This is a genomic window from Chryseobacterium gambrini, from assembly GCF_900156825.1.
In the GTDB taxonomy this organism is placed as follows: Bacteria; Bacteroidota; Bacteroidia; order Flavobacteriales; family Weeksellaceae; genus Chryseobacterium; species Chryseobacterium gambrini.
This window is the reverse complement of the sequence record NZ_FTOV01000001.1, coordinates 713,014-727,933: the sequence shown is the minus strand read 5'-3', so window position 1 is coordinate 727,933 and position 14,920 is coordinate 713,014. Positions and strand designations below refer to the sequence as shown.

Below are 14,920 nucleotides of genomic sequence, written 5' to 3'. Positions count from 1 at the left end.
AAAATCCCAAACACTGATTGGGATTTCTATTTAGAAGCAAATAAGTTTATTCTTCCTTCCAGCTACCTTCAACTCTCCACCAAAATCCACCATCACCACCTGACTTCCCTGAAACGGATTATAAGACGGCTGATAATCAATATAGCCCGAGGAATGGAGATTCTTCAGGCATTTATGATAGGTGGCTTTTGAGCGGATTTTGCTTATTCGCATTACCTCATCGCGGGAAATACTGACCGGATTTCGGAAACGGCTGAAATTCCAGAACTGGAATAAGGCTAAATAGAGGCTGATGTGTGATGGATTAAGCGAATTGTCCTGAGCCACCTTTTCATAGAAAGCTGTTAGGTGTTTGATATAATTCATAATTTAGTTTTGGTACTTCGAAATATCATTGCTTATTTTTCAGCATTTCTTCAATGTCTTTGTAATTGTAATATAGTGTCCCGCCGACACGGGTGTAAGATAAAGTTCCATTGATGCGTAGCTTCTGCAATGTTCCGGAGGAGATTTTCAGAAGTGCTTTGACCTCTGACGAACGTAGCCATAATTTCTGCTGGGAAATTTTTATTTGAAACAGGTTTTGTATGTCTTCCAGCAATTCGGTTCTAAATTCCTGAAGGTCTTCTTTGGTGATTAGGTTTACGATCATAACTACTTCATTTTTGTTTTTGACTTAGTTTTCTTCTACAAAGTTGTAGTATTAAAACATTGAAAACAATAGTGTTAGAGGAGCGTGGGCTAAATAAGAACAATCTGAATGATTCAGGAATCTTTTGGAGATTAAAAAAGAATAAATTGGAATCTACTAAATGGTTTACAAAGAAAAAGACGAGTTCCGAAGTCTTTTCCCCTTTTTGCAAAAAAGGCAAGAGAGTCTTTGGATGTACAACTTGAAAAGTTTGTATATACAAAGACACATCTTGCTTAATTGTATCGCTGATTTTTCAGAGCTCTGAAATATGACTGCATTTAATTGATTATTAATCAGTTGTATTAATTGCTTTTGAAAAGAAAAAAAACAGAAAAGACAATGATATCAGAGCTGCTCAATTTTTGAGCCGCATTTACAGTATCCGGCTCAAATCCTGCGCCGGGTTAGGGATGACCGGCTTACTTTTTGAGCCAGGTAAGCGTGTTGTGGTAACAATTTTGAGCCGGTTTTCAAAAAGGGTGCTCAATTTTTGCACAGGGATATGAGTTGCTATAGTTTCTTGGATACAGTTTAGCAATATGGCGGTTTAATTTTTGAGCCGCATCGACATTATCCGGCTCAAATTCTGCGCCGGGTTAGTGATGAACAGCTCACTCTTTGAGCCAGGTAAACGTTTTGTGGTAATATTTTTGAGCCAGTTTTCAAAAAAGTGGCGCAATTTTTAAGCAGGGATATGAGCTACTTTACTTTCCTAGATACAATTTAGAGATATGGAGGTTTAATTCTTGAGCCGCATCAACAGTATACGGCTCTAATTTTGCGCAAGATTAGTGATGACCGGCTCAATTTTTACGCAGGATCAGTGTTGAGTTGCTTAATTTTCGAGCCGATTTTAATCTGACCTGTGCACATTTTGCGCAGGTTTCAGGTTTACGTGTATTACATCACGCAGGTTTATGATAGATGATTCATTAATCTCCTATGCGAAGATTGATTATATTTGAATTGCTTAAAATAAATCTTATCAAAAAAGCCAATGAATTATCAGACATTTGAACCGGATCAGGACCTGACAGCATTTATCAAATGTTATTGGACATTGGAAAGCCCGAAAGAAGAAACGCCTGAAAAGCAAACCATCGTTCCAGATGGATGTATGGAGATGATCTTTCATTATGGCGATCTGTACAAACAATACTTAGATAATGAGAATAGTATTATTCAGCCCAGATGTTTTGTCATCGGACAATTGAATCGACCACTTGAGATCGAGCCGACCGGCGAGACAGGAATTTTCTCCGTTCGCTTTTATCCAGAAGGATTTTTACCTTTTACCACAATTCCGATAAAAGAGATGGAAAATACCGCCATTTCATTGGAAAAGCTTTTTGGAAAGGACGGACAGGAAATTGAGCAACAGATCTTAAATGCTAATTCCACTTCAGAGAGAATAAAGCTTATTGAAATATTTTTACTGGATCGACTGACCGACATCGAAACCATTGACCGCATTATCAAATCAACTGTTGAAACGATTATAACAGCCAATGGACAACTCCCGATTGACGAACTGTCCAGACTTACCAAAATCGATCGCAAACAATTATTACGCAAATTTTCTTCAGCTATTGGGCTAAGCCCGAAACAACTATCCAGGACGATCCGATTGCAGGCTGCGCTCAAAATGTTGCTGAGCGACCAGTTTTCCAACTTCGCAGAACTGGCTTACGAAAACAAGTATTACGACCAGGTGCACTTTATCAAAGAGTTTAAAGAATTTACAGGATCTACGCCCAAAGAATTTTATGGTAATCACCTCAAGATGTCTTCGCTTTTTTACGGAAAGGATTAGACTTGTCCCATTTTTACAATTTTAGTTTTCAAAAACATCGCAACTTTGCCAAATGACAATTCATTCAATGAACTAAAACTATGAAAACAGAAGCAAAATTTTTTATTACAGTTGTTAGTTTGGCTATTCTTTATGCCTGGACAATAAAGCATAAAAATGATATTCAAAAAGCGGAATGGCTGATTGGCACCTGGGAAAATAAAACCCAGAAAGGCAGCATCTATGAAACCTGGACTAAAGCTGGCAATAACGAATTTTCGGGAAAAAGTTATAGTGTCAAAGACAAAGACACGATTGTTTTTGAGAATGTCCGGCTCGTTCAGGAAAAGAACAGGCTGTATTATATTCCAACAGTCAAAAACCAGAATGAGGGTTTACCCGTTCGTTTTGCCGCCAGAGCAATTTCAGAAAATCAATTGGTCTTTGAAAATCCACAACAGGACGTACTGGCCAATTTCGCGAACAGGTATTGTAAAGCTATTATCAGAAATAAGACCATTACACCTTCTGCCAATGGAACCATCGCAAGCATCATATAGGCCAATGTGGAACCCAAAGCGACCGTGACCACAAAATCAAAAGCGTTGAACTTAGCCAGGGTTCTTTTTCCTGAGATCCTGATGAAAAGGAACAGTATGACAAAAGAGGCGATGGTCATCAATGCGACCTGTCCAAGCTTTCCCCAATTTTCAAATAGTAGATCTTTCATTAATTATCTTTATTATTAGTGTTGATAAAATAATGCCAGAAATGACCTGTAATGAAATGATTTTTACACAAATGTTTACGGTGTAATCTCTTACGTCAAAGTTGTTTTTCCGACTCTATTTCAACCCGTAAAAGCTAAGAGTTTTATTTTCTACTCATATTCTGGTCATAAAAATCTGTGAATTTATTGATCAGATCGTCTAAATTTTCTCTATTAAATTCTCCAAAACCTAATGTCATAACGTGTCCTTCAACATTATTTGATAAGACACGGTTGAAATTTTCTATATACTTATGAGCGTGCCCCTGCAATTGCAATTCAGCATTTATCATTTTTACCCAATGTTCTTCATCTTTATCATCTATCGAGTAAGTTAAATAAGGCAGAACAAAAGGAACGAACTTATCATACTGCTTATTTTTGTGTGGATTTAAATTGTCATTCGGCCAAATCCTGAAATTTTCAAGTAGATTTAAATTTTCAGATGGAACAATTGTAGCAGTTTCATTTCTCGCAATTTCAGAAATAATTTTTCCTTGGTCCTGAGCATACAACCAAAACCAAGCTAAATCCCACGCAGTAGCGCCTTTATGATTTATTAAATTATACGGATGGAATATTGAATCTATTGCAATGTAACCTTTTCTATTACCAATAGTATTTCTAATAATTTCGACTAAATCATTATGATTAGAAATTTTTTGCATTGGATTTCAATTAATGAATCCATAAATATAATTCGAAGTCCAATTTGATGGTTTATGGTATTCACTATCAATCATAGAATTTTCATTGATTTTTTCAGATTGTGAAATTACTTCATCATTTTCTTTTAACTCATTTTCCTTTTTTTGTTTTGCCTTGAAAAAGTCAAAAAATCCCATATTTATCTCTTATTTATTATTCTTGAACATTCCAAATATACGCATTGAATCAATATCTACAGGATTTCAGCAATTCAATCTTCCTCAATCTCCTTCAATCTCTTGAATCAGAGAAAATCTATGAAATTGATTTGGTAATGTCTAAAATATAGATACCAGAAACTTTACGATTCGAGGAGTGTTTTTAGACATCATCCAAACACAACTTAATTAAGATCTTCATTCTCAGAAAACTTCTCTCTGCACTGATGCTGATACTCTTGCAGTGACATACCATAGATCTCCGAAAACAATTTTAGAAAGTTGGAGCGTGAGGCAATTCCGCATAAATTGGCAAGAACTTCCGTTTTCTGATGAGCTGTTATAGGATCTTCTGCGAGCAGCTCGGCAATATACTTGATGCGCAACTCACTTAGATAGCGGTTAAAATTCATTTCTTTCTCTGTGTTAATGTAGGAAGATAGATAATTAGGGTTTGTCCCTACTTTTAGTGCAATTTTTTTCAAACTCAGGTTCGGTTCCAAAAACTCTTTTTCGTCTTCAAATTTCTGTAGATTCTTCCGAATTCTATTGCGAATCTCTGCACTCAATGTCCATTTTGGTGGTGAGACATCGGGCTCTAGTTCCTTAATATCAATACCCACACCCGCTAAGACCACATCGTATGTTTTCTCAGTTTTCTTTTCCAGATAAGTATTGACCGTGAACACAAGTAAAAAAATTGAGACAACTACAACGCCAAAGAGGATATTCCTGTAACGTTGTGTAATGCTCGCATATTCAATGTTTATCCTCTCCGCCTCAAACTGTATAAAAAGATGATGTCTGTCTTCTATGTTTACTTTTTCAATTTCGTGGAGGGTATTGGCAAAAGATAAGCTCTCATCTATATTTGATTGTTTACGGGCATTTTCTAGTAAAATGTCATAGTTTTCCGTAAGCTCAGGAAAGAAAAAATGATGTTTCTGATAAATAGAATCTACTTTTCTAAAAAAACTAAAGGATTCTTGTTGCTGTTGTTGAGCCATTTTATTCTTTCCCAGATAAAAGTAGATCATCGATACCCTGGCAAAGTCATTTACCCTGACCAGTTCCGGAAGTGCACTATTGAGATCGGCAATACTTTGCTCGTAATTTCCTTTACGGAATTTAGAAATGCCTTCACATTTAAAAAAACAATTCCTTAACTTGACGAAATCTAAATCTTTGGGTATTTCCCTCTTGCCTATTTCAATTAAGCGGTCGGCGCTATCATCATCTCCCATTTGCTGGTAGCAATAGATAAGCTGATGTAAACTGTTATAATAGCCTTTGCGCATATTATAAAGGATATCTGGGGAAATATTTTTCAAAATTTCCTGTCTAAAGAATGCAGAACAGGCCTCAAATTGACTGACCGCCTCACCGTAATATCCCAGATAACTTTTCATTACACCTAGGTGATATAATATATTATACTTTATATATGGGCTATATCTGGCGTAGGATAACGCCTTTATATAATCATCCAATGCAGGTTGATAGTCTTTAAAAATAAAGTAAGACACAATTCCCCTTCCAAGATAAGCAGAGGCAATAAGATCGCTATTACAACTATGCTGAGCGGAAGTTATTGCACTGTCTGCATACAGCTTTTTGCGGTATCCTGATGGCTCAAAATTCAGGGCATCTTGGTATGCATATGTTAATTCAGAATAATTTTTTTCTTTTTTCGCGAGGGCGATTAAAAGGTCAACGTAAGAAAGTGCTGTAGTATCATTAACCTTGTGGTGATCATACTTTTTTCTAATCTGATGATAGGCCACATTGTCTTTGCTCTGCGCAACCCATAATTCCGCAGTGGAAACCAAAAGCAATATAAACAACCTGAACATCTGCACGTTACCTTCATTTTATTAAAACGTTTTATAAAATTACGTTATTTTTTATGGAATCTCCAAGTGTTTTGTAAACTACATAACCAAAATGCTATCAATCACGGTTCTTATTCACACAAAATAACATTTGATGTGATGAATAAGCATCATTTGTCTTTTTGAGCACAATGTCTAAATCCAACTTATAATCACATTTATGAAAAAAACTATAGCCTAGACCTATGCCGTTCTGAAATATTGATACAGAGAATCAGTTTATAAACTGGCATTAGACATAGGAAACAGGCATCTTAAATCGTTTTTTTTGTTGAATTTCTGTTTTACATTTGATCAGTAATTGTTAGAAAAATAGACATATACTTTACAAAGAAATACTGTCAACAAAAAACTAATGTCGTGAAATATTTAAAAAAAATAATACCATTTTCGGTAAGCATTTTCTTTGTTATTCTCTTCTGCTATGCAGCTATTAGTAAGGTATTGGATTTTGAGAATTTCCAGGTTCAGATTTCAGCATCACCATTGTTGAATGGATTCTCGCAATTCCTGCCTTACACGATAATCATTGTCGAAGTTATTATAGCAGGATTGTTATGCTACCGGAAAACCAGAACTATAGGACTGATTGGTTGTTTAATTTTGATGCTCATCTTCACCATATATATTGCTTTACTACTAAGTAAAAGTAAAAATCTACCATGCTCCTGCGGCGGAATTTTGGAGAAAATGAGCTGGCATCAGCATCTGTATTTCAATATTGGCTGTGTCATCCTTTCTTCTATTGCTTTAGGTTTAAATCTAAGATACAGCAGGCCTGCTGACTAAGTATGTTACCGTAGTTTGCTTACGGATGATTATGACTGATTTGCTATTAATGTTCAACCTTAAAATTAGACAGCCGAAAGCTGTTTAACAACCTACAATTTTTAATGTATTTACTAACCACAATTTGTCCGGGAATACAAAGAATGCGGTATAATGGTACGGCAAGTTTTTAAAACTATGGGTACAATGAGTAATTCTTACCGGTTCGACCATAATTCCCAGGCAGATTTCTAAAGTTTTTATGGTAATCTTTTTTGATGTATAAAAAGACCGGAACTATGAAACTTAATCAAATTTTGAAAGCCAATGCGGTAGCGATTGCTGCCGTGATATTCTCAGGGGCTGTGATGTCCTTCAAAGTGATGGAGAAAAAAGCGGCCGATCAGACATTTTACTACATTAGTGAAGATATGAATGAAGGCGCTTTCCATAACACCGCCAACTGGACCAATTCGGCAAGTGGAAGCGCAGGTTGCGTGACATCCGGTGACAGACCTTGTAAGGTAATTGTACCGGAAGGAAGCTCACTGAGTTCGGTATTGGGATCCAAAACCAATTCGCAGGTTTTAGGAATTGCCGTTCAGAGAAAACTGGCGCCTTAAATCTTACCATTTTATAAGTGAGGGCTGTCCGAACGGACAGCCCTCATTTTTTATCTGGGATTTTGTGGCATCCCGGTCTGTTTTATAATATCCTCGGGTATAGCGATGGCATACCGCAGGTCCTTGGGAGCTAAAGTGTAAGTCTGTCCTGCAACAGTTCTGCTAAGACTGATATTGGCACCGTCGCGGTTATAGCGTTTCAGGTCCGCCCACCGCAGCCCTCGCAGAAGCAATTCCTTTCTCCTTTCATTTTGTATCAGCTCAAGAGATGTTGATTTATCAGACGCTGTAAAATCAGTAAATGTTCCGCTCTTCCACCTTTTCACCAATAGTCCGTTGAGTCTTTCCATCGCTTTGTCAAGCTCATTCAGCTGTGCGGCACTTTCCGCAGCGATCAGGTATAATTCATCCTTCGCCAATACCGATGAGCGTTGGGAAGTCCCGGAATAATTGCCTTTAAAAAGAATGAAGCCAGCGGAATTAGTTCTGAAAAAAATACTTTTTCTTAGATCATTATTATCATAGGAATCATAAAAGGACTGTGTGATTTTGGCATTATTTCCGGACAATATGGGCGAATAGGCAATTGTTGTGGGAAGTAGCACTTCCACGTTCATTTCTTTGATGGAATAAGAGTCGCCGCTGTTTAGAGAATTAAAATCCAACAGCTCACCGTCAATTGCCAGCGCCTGATCGGCATATTGCAATGCATTGGCATAATCTCCCATATACAGATAAGTCCTTGCAAGCAGGCCTAAAGCCGTAGCCTTTGAAGCCCTGGTAACCGACACCTGCTTATCAGGAAGAAGGGAAACCGCCGTATGGAGGTCTGTCAATATCCGGTCATAGGTCTGCGATAAGGAAGATCGTACAGATGGCTGGTTAACATCGGGATCCAGCCGAAGAGGCAGTCCAAGGTCGTTGCCGGCATTAGTCTTATTGTATGCCAGACACCAGATCTGGGCTGCTTCCAGATAGATGGACGCACGGATCGCCAGGGCTTGTCCTTCTACATTTCCTGAATTGCCTATGTGATACTGTTGAAGGTTATTCAGAACCGTATTACAGATGTTGATCCTGTAAAAGCAACTCTCCCAGTCGTTACCGCTTGACCTTGATACCAGGTTAGGCTGCCAGGTGTACAACCGTTTATCAGGCTCATAGCTGAGCCATTATAATCACTGTCTGTAATGTAGATGTCATCAGACGAAATTTCAGCACTGATACTGTTACCACCCAGCAGATTTGAGATGCGGTCTAAAAGTGCCTGATTGTCCTCCAGGGTTTCAGGCGTGACCAACCGGCTGTCCGATTTTTCTTCCAGAAAATCTGAGCATCCGATGGCGGATGATAAGCATAAGACTGAAAGAACGATTATTATTGTTTTGTTTCTCATAATATTAATGTTGTTTTTTACTAATACTTGCTTAATGCTGTTTTAAAATTGAGCCCGCAATCCCAGTGAATATGTGGTGACAGGCTTCAATGAATAGGTTCCCCAGTTGTAGTCGGGGTCAATTCCTGCCTTATTGGCCTTCCAGAGGATCCCAAGATTGCTCACCGAGCAATAAAGGTTCAGGCTTTTTAGAGGAAATCCCGTCAGCTGGGATGCATTGAGCTGATATCCGAAGTTGACATATTGCAGGCGTATGTGGTCTCCTTTCTCTACCAATACTGATGAGCCGCTGTAAAATGTATCCCTGGCAGAATTGGCCGTGTAGGTGTTTGAAGGAACATCAGTGAAAAGTTCATCACCCGGTTTCTGCCATCTTTGGGAATAATCACTATGCCCGTCCCGGCTGCTCATCAGACTGGTATAGTTGATGGAGCTTCGTCTGAACCAATACCCAAACTTATAGGTAATTCCAACATCCAGACTGAATTGTTTATAACCGAATGAATTAATGAATGAACCAAAGTTAGTCGGAATAGCAGAACCAAAATACTGAAGATCCTCGATGCCTTTGTCCGAAGCAATGATCTCGGTATAGTCTTTACTGACTTCACCGTTCAGGTAACCTCGGGGGTCTCTTGTCTGCGGATCGAGCCCTGCCCATTTGTAAGCAAATACCGCATAGACCGGCATTCCGTCAACACCTGAAACAGGAGCCGTAGAACCCGCCTGGGTCACAAAGTCACCGGCAAAAGTTGTCGGAAGGTAATAATCGGTCACTTTATCCTTATAAGTGCTGAAATTAATGGTGCTGTTCCATTTAAATTGCCTGTCCACAATTTTTGTTTTGAGCACCACATCCATTCCGTTTCCTTTCATTCCCGCCACATTCCACAGCATGGTCGTGATGCCGGTGGTATAATCGATAGGTGCCTGTCCGAACAGATTACTTCCTTTTTTGGTATAGAACTCCACAGAGCCGGAGATCCGGTCATTCTTTGTGGAAAAATCAAGGCCCACATTGATCATCCTCATCATTTCCCATCGCAGCTTAGGATTGAAGTACTGGTCGATCCTTGCTGTCGGTCCACCTGTATATACGGAAACTTCCGGGTCATAGGCGATCGTGGTCACTGCTACCATAGCAGGATCGATATTGCCGTTGAAGCCGTAAGAACCTCGTAGTTTGATATTGGGAAGCCAGTTCAGCCTGTAAAATTTTTCGTTCGACACGTTCCAGGCTAAGCCTGCTGACCAGAACGGATTCCATTGTTCATTGGTCTTGAGACCGAACAGGTTGCTCGCATCCCTGCGGACACTCCCGGAGACCACATAGCGTTTATCAAATGTGTAGGCAGCATTGGCATAAAAGGACAGAAAATTGAGTGCGGTTCTCCTCAAAGATCTGCTATTTTCAATAAAGTTATTTTCCCCCGTGACAAAATGCGGATATTGCTGGGTAAGATCAACCACCCCGAAGGACATATCATTTGGGTTGTAGCCATAATAACGGTTCGTTTCATAGTTGGTGATGGTCTCCCGTACCTCACCGCCGGCGATCGCCGAGATATTATGCCTGCCGGATGTCCTGTCATAGTTAAGCTGTCCCCGGAGATTATTGATCGCCGCCTGGGTGTTACCCTTGTTCAGGATACCGCCTTTGGGAATGATGAACCTGATGCTCCCGTCAGGATCTTTCTGTGCAAAGCTGTTGATCAGGTATCTTGCTTCGTAGCTGTCCTTATCCCAAAGGTTTGAGCTTTGCCCATTCACGCGCTGGTATTGATATTTGACATCGGCATCAAGCCCCTTGATGATCTTGTAATTAATCCCGGCATTGATGATGATCTCATTGGTATCATTATGGGTGACGTTATGCTGCCAGTCGGTCAGCGGATAGTAGTTACAATCCAGGAGACCACTGCCCTGAAGGCTGTTCTTATAGTTCTGGTCAAAGATGGAATTGACCACCAGAGGATTTCCCTGGGCATCTGCAAATTCAATATAGGGAATCTTCCAGTTCCCTTTCATCGTAATGGTATTGTAGGCACTTCGCCCGCTCGTAAATCGGGTATTGGTAAAATATACACCTGTGGTCAGCGTCAGTTTGTCTGTGGGTTTCCATACATTCTGAAATCTTGTGTTCAGCCGCTGATACTTCTCACCCAGATTTCTGGAATTGTCATCATAGCCTATAAAAGAGGTCCAGGATAATCTTTGGGCGCTTCCTGAAAGATTGAGGGCATACTGCCTGTTTTCCATCGGCTGGTACATATATTTCCGGTATTGGTCACGCACGTCGATCGTACGCAGTCGGTCTATCTGTTTCATCGCCTCATCGTGGAGGAGCAATCCCTGCTGTTCTTTATTGAGGATATCCACAACAGGGGTAAGCACCGGATGGCCGGGTGAATTGATATCGCTGTTATAATAGCCATTTTTGAAAAGCTGCATTTCCACATCAATAAAATCTGAGCTTGACATCTGCCTGCTATAGCCAAGATCCGGTTTGGAACTGAGGGTGGTATTGGCTGTAAATTCAACAGAGTGCGGCTGATTGAATTTTGATCCCTTCGTGGTGATCACGATAACCCCGTTGGCGGCCCTTGCTCCCCAGATGCTTGATGCAGCGGCATCTTTCAGTACGGTAATGCTCTCGACCATATTCGGATTGAGGCGGCCAAGGTCTCCCTCGTAGGGAAAATTGTCGAGAATGATCAGTGGGTTTCTGGGTCCCTGAAAAGTGCTGAGCCCCCGGATCATCAACTGACCGCTTTCAGATAAGCCTGTGCTGACACTCAGACCACTCAGTATGGCTGGCAGACGGTCTATGATATTGGTGGTGATCTGCTGCTGCAGGAGTTTGTTATCCGCTGAGGAAAAGGAGCCGGTGCTTCTTTCTTTAGGGATCTTCTGATAGCCGGTTGAGATGACCACTTCCTGTATATCGGTCACTTTGGGCGAAAGCAGTATGTTCAGCGGTTTCTGCAAAGGGAGGACGAGCTTCAATTCCCGGTTCTGGAAACCTTTTCCAGAAAATGTTATGGTCACCGTATGGGAAGCCCCATTTTCAACCATCAGATTGAACTGCCCGTCTTTATCTGTGAGCGTTGTTGTTTTTGCATCAGCAATACTTACCCTGACACCCGGAATCGGTTTTGAGGTTGTAGTGTCGGTTACTACGCCCTGAATCCGCTGCTGTGCCATCGCACAAATACTGAAGCCCAACAGGGGAAAGATTAAAGTTTTCTTCATAACATTTTATATTTAAGGTTGTTTGTCTTTGATGATAAACATCAGGAGGGGACGTTCCGATTCTTCCAGTACTAGACCATATCCGACCAGTTCTTTTTGAAAGCCTGCGAAGTCATTTATCCTGGAAAACCACAGGTCCACTTTTCCCCTGTAGCCAGTCTCATCGATCACGGGAAGCGGCGTTAGATCGCTATTGGCATTAAGGGCGGAGATCAGATATTCCAAAGGGGCATTGTTCAGCTCTGAAGGCTGACCGAAAAAGTTATCCCGGAATGCTCCGCCTTTACTTCCCATTTTGTCGGTGTCGGAAATGCGTTTGAGTACAAGGCATCTGGTCAATCTCCTTTCAAGGGATGCGCTGAAGGCGGTATTATCATTGATGAACCTGAGCATTCTGTCATACAGGGAATCGGCCTGTGTCTTAGGGACTATAAAATCGATACTATATAATTTGGAATCGGTTTCTGCTTCGGGAACTGTGGTTTTGAAATCGATCTCTTCAGGTTTTCTAATTCTGTTGATGATCCTTTTGGTACTGAAATGTTCTCCCCGAAGTTCAAAAAGTTCATCGCCCAAAGCACTGTAAATTTCCATCAGGGAAAGATTGGTAAACTGCCTGCCGTAGGTTTTACCTTTGTCCCTGTGAAACCAGGTACCATAATCCAGAGACCGGATCCTGCCTTTTGACAGAAAGGAATAGGCTGATAGCTGGGTGTTCTTTTCTGCATCATAGCTTTCGGATAGCATTAGTGGACGGGTCTTATCGATCTGGACAACGGTCTGTAGAGATGATTGTTGACCTCCCAAGACCTCGCTGATGGTTTTTTCCGTCACCTGTTCGGCATCGGTGGTGTTGAGTACCTTGCCATCTTTGATCCATACTATATAAGGCACGCCTTTGTGTGGGAAAAGCTGGTGGAGGAATTGATCACCTGTTACAGAAGACATCCCGACATAGCGCTTTCCATTGGCTGAGGAAAAGAATTTTTCCAGCACAGTCCGGTTTTGGTCGGTAACGGCTACAATGGAGATCCGGTCAGCGAACTGCTGTTGTAGGGCTTCCATTTTCGGAAAGTTGGCCAGGCAGCTGCTGCACCAAGTCGCCCAGAAGTCGATGAGGATGAGTTTATTTCTGTCTTTTGAAAAGCTGATGGAATTCTGTGAGGTGTTAACAGCCTCAAATCGTTTTGTATAGAAACTTTCCGGAACGGTGTTGCCTTTTTTCAGGGGCTTATTCTGTGCAGAGGTATATCCATACACCACTATAACAAGGCATAGGATTCCCCTGCAAAAGATATTTTTCATACTTTTGAATAGGTTTTTAATAATTATTAAAACTGATTATGCTCTTTCCGTTTGGTCGCCAAACTTTTGCGGAAAGGGCTTTTTTATTGTGGTGGGGATATTTTTAAGTACTGTTTTCCATTCTCTGAGTTTACTTTTAATGGTTATTGATTCTTTTGGATTCTTCTTTCGAGTATAAGATGTGCCGCATCCAGCATTTTGGTAAGATGGATGTAAGGGCTGATAAGGCTGCTTTCCTCAGCATTTTTGAAGACTCCCATTGAGAAATAGACTGCAATAGCTATATAGTAGTCGAAATCCTTGATGCTATATTCTGCAAAAGCGTTTTTAAATACCAAAGTCGGATTTAGATACTCTTTATCCGAAAGAGAAGCCTGGATCAGTGGAAAATTTTTTTCCGGATTAGTATTCATTTCCCTAGTCAAATCCTTCATCCTGATTGCATAGCAGGCTCGTACAAAAGATCGCAAGACCTGATGAAAGTGGAAGATCGCGGAAGAATCCTCATTGATCGACATCTTCTTTTTCCCGGCGTAGACCATAATGTTGTTGAGCATCTGTTTGGCAGTGACCAGGTCGTTAAAATGGAAGAAGGATTCAATAAGTTTTACCCCGGAATGTTTCCTGCTGCCGGACCAAAACCGGGCTTCAAAGTCTATCCTTTTATTTTTCAATCGTTTTTGTTAGGTTTTATGACCGCATAGGAAGAAGCGTTGGAAATCTTTCATACAAAGCTCCCTGCCCATACAAGCCAAAAATTAATATGAATGAAAATTGTGTCCCGCGAAAGCTGTAAAGCCGTAATGGTTGCGCTGCCATTGTATCTGTCTTAATCTGATACTGTATTTTGTAAAAGCAGCTTAGAGAATTGTAGAGATAGCGGACTGCATAGGAAATAAAACGGCGTGGAACTCTACAATATCCGGTTTGGGGTACTGGCATACCTTGGAAACAGATAAGAGAGCTCACGCCTAGGTCGTGAGCTTAATACTTATCCTCTTGTTTCCCTAAAAAGTGCCAGTTTTCAAAACCAAGATTCTAAGCAATAGCTTCTATTATTCGCTGAAGTATCGCAAAGTTACATTTTCTGTAACCTATTTTACAAATATAGTAAAAAAAACAACAATAACACATATATGTGTTTATGAAAAATCTAAGAAAGCCCAAAATTTACTAAATGTATATATGGGAAGTAGATGACTTAAAATTTCAAATTGGAAAAATCTTCCAATTTTATAGGCTAAAGAATAAACTTTCGCAATTGCAACTTGGAAATGAGATTAATCTTTCAAGTAATCAGGTAGGTAGAATTGAGAGAGCAGAAACAAATCCTACAGTAGAAAGTATTGTTAAATTCTGCAATTTTTTCAAAATTGATATATTGTTTGTATTTACAAAACTGAATACGACTGATTATAAAAAGCTTGAACTTGAAATAATGCAATTGCAAAAAGAGTTTAAAAATCATAACAGAAGAAAATCCTAACTAATAGTTAGGATTTTTTTATTACTTACCAATTGCGTCGTATAGCGCTCCGAACACTCTTGGAGAACTTGCGTATT

The 14,920-nt window shown here is 40.1% G+C and carries 13 protein-coding genes and 2 pseudogenes; 5 read left to right on the top strand and 10 right to left on the bottom strand.

Annotated elements, in window-relative coordinates:
- Positions 1-30 precede the first annotated feature (30 nt).
- Positions 31-366 carry a hypothetical protein gene (locus tag BW951_RS03335; protein ID WP_228427478.1) on the bottom strand — a complete coding sequence of 112 codons (336 nt, stop codon included), beginning with the start codon at positions 364-366 and terminating at the stop codon, positions 31-33.
- Between the two features lie 25 nt (positions 367-391).
- Entirely contained in the window at positions 392-652 is a 261-nt protein-coding gene (locus BW951_RS03330; RefSeq protein ID WP_059154771.1) for a helix-turn-helix domain-containing protein, read from the bottom strand.
- Between the two features lie 1,039 nt (positions 653-1,691).
- Here BW951_RS03330 and BW951_RS03325 point away from each other — a divergent pair.
- A complete protein-coding gene (locus BW951_RS03325; RefSeq protein WP_076390487.1) occupies positions 1,692-2,507 on the top strand; it encodes an AraC family transcriptional regulator in 816 nt (271 codons plus the stop codon).
- 80 nt (positions 2,508-2,587) lie between these two features.
- Positions 2,588-2,935: pseudogene (locus tag BW951_RS03320) on the top strand (DUF6265 family protein); the annotation flags it as partial.
- Here BW951_RS03320 and BW951_RS23230 read toward each other — a convergent pair.
- From BW951_RS23230 to BW951_RS03310, 3 genes are all read right to left on the bottom strand, one after another.
- A complete protein-coding gene (locus BW951_RS23230; RefSeq protein ID WP_420866223.1) occupies positions 2,920-3,165 on the bottom strand; it encodes a DUF421 domain-containing protein in 246 nt (81 codons plus the stop codon). The pseudogene BW951_RS03320 and the gene BW951_RS23230 overlap by 16 nt on opposite strands.
- A 194-nt stretch (positions 3,166-3,359) precedes the next feature.
- On the bottom strand, positions 3,360-3,923 hold the full coding sequence (locus tag BW951_RS03315; RefSeq protein WP_076390485.1) for a hypothetical protein: 564 nt from the start codon (positions 3,921-3,923) through the stop codon (positions 3,360-3,362).
- Positions 3,924-4,306: 383 nt separating this feature from the next.
- Complete coding sequence (locus BW951_RS03310; protein WP_076390484.1) at positions 4,307-5,974, bottom strand: helix-turn-helix domain-containing protein; 1,668 nt, start codon at positions 5,972-5,974, stop codon at positions 4,307-4,309.
- Positions 5,975-6,373: 399 nt separating this feature from the next.
- Between BW951_RS03310 and BW951_RS22495 the strand changes: the two genes are divergently transcribed.
- Together BW951_RS22495 and BW951_RS03300 are read left to right on the top strand one after the other, a co-directional pair.
- Positions 6,374-6,802 (top strand): MauE/DoxX family redox-associated membrane protein, encoded by a 429-nt coding sequence (locus BW951_RS22495; protein ID WP_076390483.1) that lies wholly within the window; start codon positions 6,374-6,376, stop codon positions 6,800-6,802.
- A 278-nt stretch (positions 6,803-7,080) separates the two neighbouring features.
- Positions 7,081-7,404, top strand: coding sequence for a hypothetical protein (locus BW951_RS03300; RefSeq protein WP_139326080.1), 324 nt, complete (start codon positions 7,081-7,083; stop codon positions 7,402-7,404).
- Positions 7,405-7,454: 50 nt separating this feature from the next.
- Here the strand turns inward: BW951_RS03300 and BW951_RS03295 are convergent, their stop codons facing one another.
- The 5 genes and pseudogenes from BW951_RS03295 to BW951_RS03280 all read right to left on the bottom strand — a co-directional run bounded on the left by BW951_RS03295 (position 7,455) and on the right by BW951_RS03280 (position 13,914).
- Positions 7,455-8,549 (bottom strand): RagB/SusD family nutrient uptake outer membrane protein, encoded by a 1,095-nt coding sequence (locus BW951_RS03295; RefSeq protein WP_076390481.1) that lies wholly within the window; start codon positions 8,547-8,549, stop codon positions 7,455-7,457.
- A gap of 293 nt (positions 8,550-8,842) precedes the next feature.
- Complete coding sequence (locus BW951_RS03290) at positions 8,843-12,052, bottom strand: SusC/RagA family TonB-linked outer membrane protein (protein WP_084196348.1); 3,210 nt, start codon at positions 12,050-12,052, stop codon at positions 8,843-8,845.
- Between the two features lie 12 nt (positions 12,053-12,064).
- Positions 12,065-12,859: a hypothetical protein gene (locus tag BW951_RS23015; RefSeq protein ID WP_228427476.1), complete on the bottom strand. Its 795-nt coding sequence runs from the start codon at positions 12,857-12,859 to the stop codon at positions 12,065-12,067.
- Between the two features lie 114 nt (positions 12,860-12,973).
- A pseudogene (locus BW951_RS23225) lies at positions 12,974-13,357 on the bottom strand (TlpA family protein disulfide reductase); the annotation flags it as partial.
- Positions 13,358-13,500: 143 nt separating this feature from the next.
- Entirely contained in the window at positions 13,501-13,914 is a 414-nt protein-coding gene (locus BW951_RS03280; protein WP_139326079.1) for a hypothetical protein, read from the bottom strand.
- 620 nt (positions 13,915-14,534) lie between these two features.
- On the opposite strand from BW951_RS03280, the gene BW951_RS03270 reads away from it, so the two are divergent.
- Positions 14,535-14,843 (top strand): helix-turn-helix domain-containing protein, encoded by a 309-nt coding sequence (locus BW951_RS03270; protein ID WP_076390476.1) that lies wholly within the window; start codon positions 14,535-14,537, stop codon positions 14,841-14,843.
- Positions 14,844-14,920 lie beyond the last annotated feature (77 nt).